Origin of the sequence: Actinoallomurus bryophytorum, assembly GCF_006716425.1 — a bacterium.
Classification (GTDB): Bacteria; Actinomycetota; Actinomycetes; order Streptosporangiales; family Streptosporangiaceae; genus Actinoallomurus; species Actinoallomurus bryophytorum.
Genome location: NZ_VFOZ01000001.1, coordinates 4,061,983 through 4,074,494, shown reverse-complemented (window position 1 = coordinate 4,074,494; position 12,512 = coordinate 4,061,983). Strand labels below are relative to the sequence as shown.

At 70.4% G+C, this 12,512-nt stretch carries 9 protein-coding genes; 3 read left to right on the top strand and 6 right to left on the bottom strand.

Annotated elements, in window-relative coordinates; translation table 11 throughout:
- Positions 1-15: 15 nt before the first annotated feature.
- On the bottom strand, positions 16-687 hold the full coding sequence (locus FB559_RS19275; protein WP_141956913.1) for a response regulator transcription factor: 672 nt from the start codon (positions 685-687) through the stop codon (positions 16-18).
- A gap of 128 nt (positions 688-815) precedes the next feature.
- The gene (locus tag FB559_RS19270; RefSeq protein WP_221640081.1) at positions 816-2,375 is read right to left on the bottom strand and encodes an acyl-CoA carboxylase subunit beta; all 1,560 of its coding nucleotides are present in this window, start codon (positions 2,373-2,375) and stop codon (positions 816-818) included.
- A gap of 73 nt (positions 2,376-2,448) precedes the next feature.
- Here FB559_RS19270 and FB559_RS44710 point away from each other — a divergent pair, with 73 nt between their 5' ends.
- Both FB559_RS44710 and FB559_RS19260 read left to right on the top strand, forming a co-directional pair.
- Positions 2,449-3,384 carry an ASCH domain-containing protein gene (locus FB559_RS44710; protein ID WP_221640080.1) on the top strand — a complete coding sequence of 312 codons (936 nt, stop codon included), beginning with the start codon at positions 2,449-2,451 and terminating at the stop codon, positions 3,382-3,384.
- Positions 3,385-3,402: 18 nt separating this feature from the next.
- Entirely contained in the window at positions 3,403-4,320 is a 918-nt protein-coding gene (locus FB559_RS19260; RefSeq protein ID WP_141956912.1) for an NADP-dependent oxidoreductase, read from the top strand.
- A 52-nt stretch (positions 4,321-4,372) separates the two neighbouring features.
- On the opposite strand, the gene FB559_RS19255 is transcribed toward FB559_RS19260, so the two are convergent.
- Positions 4,373-5,305: an NADP-dependent oxidoreductase gene (locus FB559_RS19255; RefSeq protein ID WP_185792601.1), complete on the bottom strand. Its 933-nt coding sequence runs from the start codon at positions 5,303-5,305 to the stop codon at positions 4,373-4,375.
- Positions 5,306-5,403: 98 nt separating this feature from the next.
- Here FB559_RS19255 and FB559_RS19250 point away from each other — a divergent pair, with 98 nt between their 5' ends.
- Positions 5,404-6,363 carry a GlxA family transcriptional regulator gene (locus tag FB559_RS19250; protein WP_141956909.1) on the top strand — a complete coding sequence of 320 codons (960 nt, stop codon included), beginning with the start codon at positions 5,404-5,406 and terminating at the stop codon, positions 6,361-6,363.
- Positions 6,364-6,417: 54 nt separating this feature from the next.
- On the opposite strand, the gene treZ is transcribed toward FB559_RS19250, so the two are convergent.
- From treZ to glgX, 3 genes are read right to left on the bottom strand one after another with little or no spacing between them, the layout of a single operon-like run.
- On the bottom strand, positions 6,418-8,136 hold the full coding sequence (treZ, locus tag FB559_RS19245; protein WP_141956908.1) for a malto-oligosyltrehalose trehalohydrolase: 1,719 nt from the start codon (positions 8,134-8,136) through the stop codon (positions 6,418-6,420).
- Positions 8,133-10,406: a malto-oligosyltrehalose synthase gene (gene treY, locus FB559_RS19240; protein ID WP_141956907.1), complete on the bottom strand. Its 2,274-nt coding sequence runs from the start codon at positions 10,404-10,406 to the stop codon at positions 8,133-8,135. The genes treZ and treY overlap by 4 nt, the downstream gene beginning before the upstream one ends.
- On the bottom strand, positions 10,399-12,483 hold the full coding sequence (glgX, locus tag FB559_RS19235) for a glycogen debranching protein GlgX (RefSeq protein WP_141961787.1): 2,085 nt from the start codon (positions 12,481-12,483) through the stop codon (positions 10,399-10,401). Before glgX ends, treY begins: the two co-directional genes overlap by 8 nt.
- Between the last annotated feature and the right edge of the window lie 29 nt (positions 12,484-12,512).

The following is a 12,512-nucleotide window of genomic DNA, read 5'->3' as shown; positions in this document are numbered from 1 at the left end:
TCACGGTCCGCCTGTCTAGTCGCCGCGCTCGAAGCGGAATCCGACTCCGCGCACGGTCGTGATGTAGCGAGGGCTTCCCGCGTCGTCCCCGAGCTTGCGGCGCAACCAGGAGATATGCATGTCGAGGGTCTTGGTGGAACCCCACCAGTTGGTGTCCCACACCTCGCGCATGATCTGCTCACGGGTGACGACCTTGCCGGCGTCGCGTACGAGCACGCGCAGCAGGTCGAACTCCTTGGTCGTGAGCTGAAGCTCCTGGTCGCCCATCCAGGCGCGCCTGGACTCGGCGTCGATCCGCACGCCCTGCACTATGGGCGTCTCGGTGCTGCCCCGGCGCAGGAGAGCACGCACGCGTGCGAGCAGCTCCGCCAGCCGGAACGGCTTGGTGACGTAGTCGTCGGCCCCGGCGTCGAGGCCCACCACGGTGTCCACCTCGTCGGCACGGGCGGTCAGGATGAGGATCGGGACGCCATGTCCTTCGGCGCGAACCCGGCGGGCCACCTCGAGGCCGTCGAGCTCGGGAAGGCCGAGGTCGAGCACGATCAGATCCACCCCGCCCCCCAGTGCCCGTTCGAGGGCCTGCGGACCGTCGGGACTGACTTCGACGTTGTATCCCTCCCGCCGCAACGCTCTGGCGAGAGGCTCGGAGATGGACGTGTCGTCCTCGGCGAGCAGTACTGAGGTCATGAGCCGATCGTAGAGCTATTCAGAGTTGTTTCCTCCGTCCTAGAGGGGGCTTGACCTGCGATTTGCCAGCCGTAGAGGTCTTAGTAATACGCCAAATCCGAGCTAATGAGTGGTAATTGGCATGACTTTCAGACCGGCGTGACTCCGTGTCGGCGGTGCGAAAACGCTCGATCCTTTCCTCGGGCGGCGGCGAAGCGGCCCGTCAGCTCGCGCCTCAGGTCCTCCGGCTCGACGATCGCGTCGACCACGAGTTCCCCTGCCAGGCGCACGATATCGATGTCCTCCTCGTATTCGGCGCGGAGCTTTTCGATGTACGCCTCGCGCTCCCGCTCGTCCTCGATCGCCATGATCTTGTTGTAGTAGACGGCGTTGACGGCGGCTTCGGCGCCCATGACCGCGATCTTGGCGGTAGGCAACGCAATAGTGGCCTCGGGGTCAAACCCTGGGCCCGCCATTGCGTAGAGGCCGGCGCCGTACGCTTTCCGGACGACTACGCAGATCTTGGGCACAGTGGCCTCCGACACGGCCGTGATCATTTTCGCGCCGTGCCGGATGATGCCCTGGCGTTCGACCGCCGTGCCGACCATGAAACCGGGCACGTCGGACAGGAACAGCAGCGGCACGTTGAAAGCGTCACAGAGCTGGATGAAACGCGCCGCCTTGTCCGCCGAGTCGACGAACAGCACTCCGCCCTTGAACATCGGGTTGTTCGCGACCACGCCGACCGCCCGGCCGTCCAGCCGCCCGAACCCCACGACCAGCTCGCGTGCCCACAGGCTGTGGATCTCGAAGAAGGAGTCCTCGTCGAGCAGGCCCTTGAGGTAGCGGCGCATGTCGAACGCGACCCGCTCGCTGGCCGGCACGAGCTTGCGCAGGTCCACCGGCTTGGGGTCGCGCGGCTCCGTCTCCGGTGACTCCTGCTCCCAGTGGGACGGGAGGTAGGACAGGAAGTCGCGTACGGCGCCGAGGGCCTGGGGCTCGTCCTTGGCCAGGAAGTGCCCGCAGCCGGAGACCGAGCAGTGCATCTTCGCCCCGCCCATCTCCTCCAGCGTGGTCTGCTCCTTGACCACCATCTCCACCATGCGGGGGCTGCCGAGGTACATCGAGGCGTTGCCCTCGACCATGGCCACGAAGTCGCAGAAGGCGGGGATGTACGCGCCACCCGCGGCGCTCGGCCCGAACAGCGCGCAGACCTGCGGGATCGCGCCGCTCGCGCGCACCTGGGTGTGAAAGATCTTCCCCGCGCCGCGCCGGCCCGGGAACATGTCGACCTGGTCGGTGATCCGTGCGCCGGCCGAGTCGACCAGGTAGACCATCGGAACGCGGGTCTGGTAGGCCCGCTCGATGATCCGGATGATCTTCTCCACCGTGCGGGCGCCCCACGAGCCGGCCTTGACCGTCGAGTCGTTGGCCATCAGCGCGACCGGCCGGCCGTCGATGGTCGCGGTCCCGGTGACGACGCCGTCGGCGGGAAGATCGCCGGCGAGGGCGTTGGCGTACAGCCCGTCCTCGACGAACGAACCCGCGTCGACCAGCAACCCGATCCGATCACGCGCGAACAGCTTTCCCTTGCCCGCGTTGGCGTCGTGGTACTTCGAAGCGCCGCCGTGCTCGATCTTGTCGCGAAGCTGCACCAGGTGAGGGTGGCCTGGCTCGTCCTGTGATGGCTGCATTGTGTGCTCGGTCACGCTCGGACCTTACCTCGTGACGCCGGGCCGCCCACCTGGGGTGCCGGGGGCTGTGGCGCCTAGCCTTGGAGGCATGCCGCATGAGGATCTGCCCCGGTTCGAGCTGGCCTTCCCGGGACCGTTGCGCGACAGGCTGGTGGCGGCGGTGCTGTCCGGTGCGAAGACCGCCACGACCGGCCTGCTGGAGGACTACTCCCGACTGGACGAGCCGCTGCCGGTGGCCGGTGAACGCGCGGTGGTCATCGACTCCGGGGGCGTCCCGGTGGCCGTGGTGGAGACGACCGAGGTACGGGTGCTGCCGATCGGCGAGGTCTCCCTCTCCTACGCACGGGAGGAGGGCGAAGGCCACGAGTCGGTGGCCGCGTGGCGTGCGGATCACGAGCGGTTCTGGCGGAGCGCGGAGATGCGCGAGGCGCTCGGGGACCTCGCGATCGAGGACCGTACGAGCATCGTCGCGCAGCGGTTCCGTGTCGTGGAGCGTCTCGCCGCACGGGCGGCCGAGGAGCTCCTGGACATCGTGGACGAAAGCGACCGGGTGATCGGCCAGGTGGCGCGCGGCGAGGCGATCTCGCGGAGACTCCGGCACAGATGCGCGGCGGTGTTCGTACGGGACGGCTCAGGCCGTGTCTTCGTGCACCGCCGCACCCCGGAGAAGCTCATCTTCCCCTCCCTGTACGACATGTTCGTCGGCGGCGTGGTCGGCGCGGGTGAGGACTACGACGACGCGGCGCTGCGGGAGGCGGAGGAGGAGCTGGGCGTCTCGGGCCTGCCGCGCCCGGTCCCGCTGTTCTCGTTCCTGTACGAGGGCACGGGGACGGCCGCCGGGAATACCTGGTGGTCACGCGTGTACGAGGTCCGCTGCGACCTGCCGGTGTCACCGCAGGTCGAGGAGGTCGCCTGGCACGCCTTCCTGACCGAGGAGGAGCTGCACCACCGCCTCCCCGAGTGGGAGTGGGTCCCGGACGGCCTGGAGGCCTACCAGCGGCTACGCGGCCTCGGCGAGGCCTGAGAACCAGGGAGGTGCCGGATGAAGGCGATCGTGGTGACGGATGAGGCTGCGGGAACGGCCGGGATGACGCTGGCGGAGCGGCCCGAGCCACCGGCGGCGATAAACGACGTCGTTGTGCGGGTTCATGCGTCGGGATTCGTCCCGACTGAGATGGCGTGGCCCTCGACCTGGGCCGATCGCGCCGGCCGTGACCGAACACCGTCGATCCCCGGGCACGAGCTGGCCGGAGTGGTCACCGCTCTTGGCTATGGCACGACGGGGCTGTCGGTGGGACAGCGGGTGTTCGGCCTCACGGACTGGCATCGCGACGGCACCCTGGCGGAGTACGTGGCCGTCGAGGCACGCGACCTCGCGCCGCTGCCGGGCGACGTCGACTTCACGGTGGGCGCGAGCCTGCCGATCTCGGGCTTGACCGCATGGCAGGGGCTGTTCGAGCACGGCCGCCTTCAGGCGGGGCAGAGCGTCCTCGCACACGGCGCGGCCGGCGCGGTCGGGACGATGGTGACGCAACTCGCACGTGAGTTCGGCGCGTACGTCATCGGCACCGGTCGCAGTGCCGACCGTCAGACGGTGCTCGACTTCGGCGCGCAGGAGTTCGTCGACCTTGAGGACGATGCGCTGGAAGACGTCGGCGGCGTCGACCTGGTTTTCGACGTCATCGGCGGCGACATCGGGACGCGGTCCGCAGGCCTGGTCCGAGCCGGAGGAACGCTGGTGTCCGTCGTCGGGCCGGCCGAGGCGCGGCCCACCGGCGGCCTGGCGATCGACTTCGTGGTCGAAGCCGATCGTGGCCAACTGGGTGAGATCGTGCGGCGGGTGCGGGACGGACGACTGCGGACGAACATCGGCAACGTCGCGACCCTCGACGACGCCGTCGGGGCCCTCAACTCGACCGAGCGCCGCAAGGGGAAGACGATCATCAGCGTTCGTCCATGAGAACTCGGGGTCCGGCGGATGAGGGCGGAGTCCGCCGGACGCGCCTCGATCATCAGGCGACGGTGAGGACGATCTTGCCGGTCGTGCGGCCGCGCTCGCCGAGTGTGTGCGCCTCGGCGACCTTCTCCAGCGGGAACACCGAGTCGATCTCGGCGTGCAGGCTCCCGGACTCCACCAGCGCGACGATCTCCTTCATCCCCGCGTAGTCCGGCTCGACCAGCGTCCATCCGGTCCTGATGCCGCGCTCGGCCGCGGCGGCGCGCAGCTCGTCCTCGACCGGCGGGACGATCGAGACGAGGACGCCGCCGTCGCGCAGGGTCCGCACCGAACGCGTGCCGTAGTCGCCGCCGATGGTGTCGAGCACGACATCCACGTCGCGTACGGCCTCGGCGAAGTCGACCTCCGTGTAGTCGACCACCTCGTCAGCGCCCAGCGAGCGTACGAGCTCGTGCTTGGGCGTACGCGCGGTGCCGATGACGTACGCGCCGCGGGCCTTGGCGATCTGTACGGCCAGGTGGCCGACACCGCCGCCGGCGGCGTGCACGAGCACGCGATGGCCCGAGCGGAGTCCCGCCGTGTCCACCAGGCCCTGCCACGCGGTGAGCGCGGCCAGCGGGATGGCCGCGGCCTGGACGTGGTCGATCGAGGCCGGCTTGCGGGCGAAGTGGCGCGGCGGCGCGGTGACGTACTCGGCGTAGGCGCCGGCCGGGTGCGGGAAGCGCGGCATGCCGAAGACCTCATCGCCGGGCTCGTACAGGGTCACGCCGGGGCCGACCGCCTCGACCACGCCCGACACGTCGAAGCCCAGGGTGGGCAGCGAGTCACCGAACCGGCCGCCGTTCGTCCGCGACTTCCAGTCGGTCGGGTTCACCCCCGCCGCGTGCACCCGGACCAGGATCTCCACCGGCCCCGGCTCGGGCCGCTCCACCTCGACGATCTTCAGAACCTCCGGGCCGCCCAGTGTGTCCTGGCCGACGGCGCGCATGGTGGTCATCAACGTCCTCCTCGGTAGGACACCCAGCCAACGCGAGACCCGGCCCGCCCGGAAGTGGCATGAAGGACAACGCTGATTAGGATCTGGCCATGAGCGAGATCCCTCATCGCGTCGTCGTCCTCGCGCTGGACGGCGTGATCCCGTTCGAGCTGGGCATTCCCGGCCGGATCTTCGGCGCCGCCCGCGGCCCCGGGGGTGAGCCCTTGTACGAGGTGCTCACCTGCACGATGGACGGCGGTCCGGTGCGCACCGCCGCCGACTTCGCGATCGTGGTGGACCACGACGCCACGGTGCTGGCCGGCGCCGGCACGGTCGTGATCCCGCCGTTCGCCGGTCCGTACTCCGAGGAGCGCCTCGCCACCGCTCTCACGGGCGTACGGCCCGGCACCCGCATCATGTCGATCTGCACCGGATCCTTCGTGCTCGGCGCGGCCGGACTGCTCGACGGCCGCCCTGCGACCACCCACTGGGCTGAGGCCGGCCACTTCCAGAAGCTGTTCCCGAAGGTCGACCTCGACCCGGATGTGCTGTTCGTCGACGACGGGGACGTGCTCACGTCCGCGGGCGCGGCGGCCGGTGTCGACCTGTGCCTCCACGTCGTACGCCGCGACCACGGCAGCGAGGTGGCCAACCGGGCGGCGCGACGCTGTGTCGTCCCGCCCTGGCGCGACGGCGGCCAGGCGCAGTACATCGAGCGCCCGGTGCCAGAACCCCACGACACCGGCACCGCGCCGGTACGGGCCTGGGCCCTGGAGCGCCTCGACCGCCCGCTTTCGCTGGCCGACCTGGCCGCCCAGGCGGGCATGAGCGTCCGCACGCTCACCCGCCGGTTCCGCGAGGAGGTCGGCATGAGCCCGGGGCGGTGGCTCACCCTTCAGCGGATCGAACGCGCCCGGCACCTCCTGGAGGCCACCGACCTGCCGGTCGACCAGATCGCCCGCATGGCCGGCTTCGGCACCGCCGTCTCGCTCCGCCAGCACCTGCACGCGACCCTGGGCGTCGCCCCGATCGCCTATCGCCGCACCTTCCAGCCCGCCGGTGAGATCTGACCCTCAACCGGGCAGCAGGCGAGTCTCCGGTCGGCGCAGGCGGTGGGGTGATGCTCAGCCGGTCCCCGAGGGCTCCATCCGCAGGATCGCCAGCGACTCCCCGGGCAGCTCCCCGCCGGGGTGCACCCCGCTCGCCGAGGCGAGGAGCAGCTCACCGTCCGGCAGGCGTACCGGCTCGGTCCCCAGGTTCGCCGCGATCCGCACCGAACCCCGGTACACCACGATCCACGAGTCGCCGTGCTCGGCGGACACCTCGGTCAGCCGCGCGTCGGTCAGCTCGGGGCAGGTACGGCGCAGCGCGATCAGCGCGCGGTACCAGGCGAACAGCTCCCTGTGCGGGGCCAGCTCCAGCTCACCCCAGTCGAGCCGCGACCGCTCGTAAGTCCGCGGGTCCTGCGGGTCGGGTACGTCCTCGGACGCCCAGCCGTGTGAGGCGAACTCCCTGCGGCGCCCCTCGCTGACCGCGCGTGCCAGCTCGGGTTCGACGTGGTCGGTGAAGAACTGCCACGGTGTGCCGGCTCCCCACTCCTCGCCCATGAACAGCATCGGCGTGAACGGAGAGGTGAGCAGCAGCCCGGCCCCGACCTTGAGCAGTCCGGTGGAGAGCGTGGCGGAGATGCGGTCGCCGGTGGCGCGGTTGCCGACCTGGTCGTGGTTCTGGATGAAGCCGGTGAACCGGTGGCCCGGGGTCCGCAGCGGGTCCACCGGACGTCCGTGCGAGCGACCGCGGAAGCTCGACCACGTCCCGTCGTGGAAGAACGCCCTGGTCATCGTCTTGGCCAGCGCGCCCATCGACCCGAAGTCGGCGTAGTAGCCCTGCCGCTCCCCGGTGAGCGCCGCGTGCACGGCGTGGTGGAAGTCGTCGTTCCACTGCGCCTCCAGGCCGTATCCGCCGGCCTCGCGTGAGGTGACGAGCCGCGGGTCGCCCAGGTCGGACTCGGCGATCAGGAACATCTCCCGCCCGGTCGCGGCACGCAGCCCCTCGACCGCCACGGCCAGCTCCTCGAGGATGTGCACGGCCCGGCCGTCCTGCATGGCGTGTACGGCGTCCAGCCGCAGCCCGTCCAGGTGGTAGTCGCGCAGCCACATCAGCGCGTTCTGGGCGATGAAGGCGCGCACCTCGTCGGAGCCGGCGCGGTCGAGGTTGACCGCCGGGCCCCACGGCGTACGGTGCGCGTCGGTGAAGTAGGGCCCGTAGTGGCCCAGGTAGTTGCCGCTGGGACCGAGGTGGTTGTAGACGACGTCGAGGACCACGGCCATCCCGCGCCCGTGGCAGGCGTCGACGAACCGTTTCAGCCCGTCCGGGCCACCGTACGGGTCGTGCACGGCCCACAGCCCGACACCGTCATAGCCCCAGCCGTGCCGGCCGGGGAAGGCCGCCACCGGCATCAGCTCGACCGTGTTCACGCCCAGGTCGACGAGGTGGTCGAGGCGTTCGACGGCGGAGTCGAACGTTCCCTGCGGCGTGAAGGTACCGGTGTGCAGCTCGTACAGGATGCCGCCGGCGAGCGGCCGCCCGCGCCAGCCTCCGTCGGTCCAGGCGAACCGGCCGTGGTCATAGACCCGGCTGAGCCCGTGCACGCCATCCGGCTGCCAGGGCGAACGCGGGTCGGGGAACGGCCCGTCGCCGTCGACGACGAAGCCGTAGTCCTCCCCCGGCGCCTCCACGGTCCACCAGCCGCGCCGCACGGACGACGGTGACATGGCGTACCGGCCTCCACCGGCCTCCACCTCGACGTTCTCGGCGTCCGGCGCCCATACGTCGAACCTCACTGCGCCTCGACAAGGAGCGCGACGGGCAGGATGCCGAGCAGGCCGGTGAGCGGGATCTCGGTGCCGTACGACTGGCCGGTGAGCAGGTCGCGCCACGGGCCTCCCGGCAGTGGGAGGTGCGTGTCGCCCCAGCCGCCCCTGCGGTCGAGACCGGCGGGCAGCCGGGTGACCACGGTGGTCACGCCGCCGCGCCGGAAGACCAGAGCGTGCCCGGCCGCCGGGCCCTCGGCGGCGAGCGGCTCGTGACCGCCGGAGAACCAGTCCGGATGCTCGCCCCGTAGCCGCAGGGCGCGCGAGGTCACCAGCAGCTTCTCCCCGCTGAGGTCGGCGGGCACGGTGCCCGCGTCGAGGTCGGCGAGGAGCTCACGGCGCCGCGCGTAGTCCACCGGGCGCCGGTTGTCCGGGTCTACCAGCGACAGGCCGGCCAGCTCACAGCCCTGGTAGACGTCGGGCACCCCGGGCATTGTGAGCTGCACGAGCTTCTGCCCGAGGGAGTTGACCCGCGCGTACGGCGCCAGCAGCTCCACGAACTCCGCGACGTCGTCGGTCAGCTCCGGGTCGGTGAGCACGGCGTCCGCGTGGGCGAGCACCGCCTCCTCGTAGGCCGCGTCCTGGTCCACCCAGGACGTACGGGTCTTCGCCTCGCGCATGGCCTTGGTGAGGTAGGCCTTGAGCCGCGCCGCCGACAGCGGCCAGGCGCCCACGATCGTCTGCCACATCAGGTAGTCCAGGTCGGGCTCGAGCGGGCTCTCGGGCGCGCGGGCGCGCCACCGGCCGACCGCCTCGACCCACTCGCCCGGCAGCTCGGTCAGGACGGCCAGCCGCGCGCGTACGTCCTCCTGCCGCTTCGTGTCGTGGGTCGACAGGGTCGTCATGGTGCCCGGCCGGTCGCGGGCGATCTCCGCGCAGTACTCATGGAACTCCCCGGGCGGCACCGAGAACCTCAGCGGGTCGCCGCCGACCTCGTTCAGCGCCGCGAGGCGTGACCACCGGTAGAACGCGGTGTCCTCGACGCCCTTGGCCATCATCGGCGCGGACGTCTGCTGGAACCGCACGACGAACTCATCGCGCAGCGGGTCGGTGCCGGTCAGCCCGAGCAGCAGCGGCACCACCTGGTCGAGCGGGTCACCGGGCGCCAGGGCGGCACGTGCCCGTGCGGCGGTCTGCGCCACGACCTCGAGGTCGCGCGCCGACGGCTCCTCGCCGGGGACGGCGTAGGTCCGGTAGACGGGCATCGCGGCGAGCAGCTCGACGAGCACCCGGCGGAGCCCGTCGGGATCCGCCTCGGGCAGGATCCGCGCGAGCACCCCGGTGAGCCGGTCGACCTCCGGCGCGAGGAGACGCCCGGCCACGAACCGCCTGGCCTCCCGCTCGACCTCGTCGAAGTCGGCGGTGCCGCCGGTCAGCGCCGTGTAGGCGTCGGTCAGCGGCTTTTCGCCGGCCGGGTCGGTGAAGAGCCCGCCGATCATGCCGAGGGCGTCGTAGCCGGTGGTCCCGGCGCACGGCCAGTCGGCGGGCAGCACCTCGTCGTCGGCGAGGATCTTCTCCGCGACGATCCACGTGTCGTCCTCCGCGAGCCGCCGCAGGTAGCCGCGCGGGTCGGCGAGCCCGTCCGGGTGGTCGATGCGGAGGCCGTCGACCAGGCCCTTGCGCAGCAGCCGCAGCGGCAGCGCGTGGGTGCGGTCGAAGACCTCGGGGTCCTCGGCGCGCAGCGCGATGAGCGTGGAGACGTCGAAGAAGCGCCGGTAGTTGGGGGCCGCCTCGCGCCAGTAGCCCAGCCGGTAGTGACCGTCACGGGGGAAGACGTGCTCGTGGTAGCGGAACACGTCGCCGTCCGTGCTGCCCTCGTCGTCGGGCGAGCCGAGTATCGGCAAGGTGATGGCGCCATCGGACCAGTCGATGTCGAACCACCGCGCGTACGGCGAGTCCGGGCCGTCGCGCAGCACACTCCAGAACGCGGGGTTGAGGGTCTCGGGGGCCGGGATCGCCATGTGGTTGGGCACGAGGTCGATCACGATCGCCAGGCCGTGCTCGCGCAGGCGCGCGGCCATGTCGCGGAACGCCTCCTCACCGCCGAGGTCCGCCGAGACGCACGAGTGGTCGACGACGTCATAGCCGTGCGCCGAGCCCGGCGTGGCCTGCAGGATCGGCGAGAGGTAGACGTGGGAGACCCCGAGGGCGGCCAGGTATCCCGCCAGCTCTCCGGCCTCGGCGAACCCGAACTCTTTCCTGAGCTGCAGCCGGTACGTCGCGGCCGGCACCCTAGACACGACGGAGCACCTGGATCGATCGGGCCTCGACCAACGGTTTCTCCCCTGCCATCGCGGCGGTCTCCTCGTCCTCCAGCGCGTAGCTGGTGGTGGTGTCGAGCACGCAGGTCCACATGCCCCGGTGCTCCTCGGGCAGCGCGAACGTCAGGTCATCTCCCGAGGCGTTGATCAGCAGCAGGAACGAGTCGTCGCGTACGGGCTCGCCGCGACGGTCCGGCTCGGTGATCGCATCGCCGTTCAGGAAGATCGTGATCGCCTTCGCGTAGCCGATCTGCCAGTCGTCGTCGGTCATCTCCCTGCCCTCGGTGGTGAACCAGGTGACGTTGTCTCCGGACAGGAACCGGCGACGGCGGAACACCGGGTGCTCGCGGCGCAGCGTGGTCAGCCGGCGCACGAACTCCCGCAACGCGCCGCTCTGCGCCGTGTCGGTCCAGTCGACCCAGCTCAGCTCGTTGTCCTGGCAGTAGGCGTTGTTGTTGCCCCGCTGGGTGCGGCCCAGCTCGTCGCCGTGGGAGATCATCGGCACGCCCTGGGACAGCAGGAGCGTGGTCAGGAGGTTGCGTTTCTGCCTCTCTCGTATCGCGAGGATGTCCGCGTCGCTCGTCTCTCCCTCGGCTCCGTGGTTCCAGGAACGATTGTCGTCGCTGCCGTCACGGTTGTCCTCACCATTGGCCTCGTTGTGCTTGTGGTCGTAGGAGACGAGGTCGTGCAGCGTGAACCCGTCGTGGGCGGTCACGAAGTTGATCGAGGCGAGCGGCCGGCGGCCGTCGGCCGCGTACAGGTCGCTGGAGCCGGTGAAACGCTTGGCGAACTCCGGCAGCATGCCCTCCTGCCCGCGCCAGAAGTCGCGGATCGAGTCGCGGTACTTGCCGTTCCACTCGGTCCACAGCGGCGGGAAGTTGCCGACCTGGTAGCCGCCCTCGCCGACGTCCCACGGCTCGGCGATCAGCTTGACCTGGGAGACGACCGGGTCCTGCTGGACCAGGTCGAAGAAGGCCGAGAGGCGGTCCACCGCGTGCAGCTCGCGCGCCAGCGTGGAGGCCAGGTCGAACCGGAACCCGTCCACGTGCATCTCGGTGACCCAGTACCGCAGCGAGTCCATGATCATCTGAAGCGCGTGCGGGCTCTGCACATTAATGCTGTTGCCGGTGCCGGTGGTGTCCATGTAGTACCGCGGGTCGCCGTCGACGAGACGGTAGTAGCCCTGGTTGTCGATGCCGCGGAAGCCGAGCGTGGGCCCGAGGTGGTTGCCCTCGGCGGTGTGGTTGTAGACCACGTCGAGGATGACCTCGATGCCCGCCTCGTGCAGGGTGCGCACCATCAGCTTGAACTCCTGCACCTGCTGACCCCGCCCGCCACTGGCGGCGAAGCCGTTGTGCGGGGCGAAGAAGCCGATGGTGTTGTAGCCCCAGTAGTTCGTCAGTCCCCGCTGGGCCAGGGCGTCGTCGTGCACGAACTGGTGCACCGGCATCAGCTCGATGGCGGTCACGCCCAGCGTCCGCAGGTGCTCGACCATCGCCGGGTTGGCCAGGCCCGCGTACGTGCCGCGCTCGGCCTCGGGGATCCCCGGGTGCAGCTCGGTCAGCCCGCGGACGTGCGCCTCGTAGATCACGGTCTCGTGGTACGGCGTCCGCGGTGAGCGGTCCTCACCCCAGTCGAAGAAGGGGTTGATCACCACGCTCTTGGGCGTGTACGGGGCGCTGTCATCGTCGTTCGTGGTCTCCGGATCATCGAACCGGTACGCGAACAGCGCCTCGTTCCACTCCATCTCGCCCTCGATCGCCTTGGCGTACGGGTCGAGCAGCAGCTTCGCCGGGTTGCACCGCAGGCCCTGGTCTGGGTCGTACGGCCCGTGCACGCGGAAGCCGTACCGCTGGCCGGGGCTCACCCACGGCACGTAGCCATGCCAGACGAACCCGTCGGTCTCGGTGAGGGCGACCCGCGACTCACCGCCGCCGTCGTCGAACAGACACAGTTCGACCGCTGATGCGACCTCGGAAAAGAGTGAGAAGTTCGTACCCGCGCCGTCATAGGTGGCCCCAAGGGGATAGGGGTCACCGGGCCATATTCGCATCACATCGGTCAGTTTCCCCCAGGTGATCGACT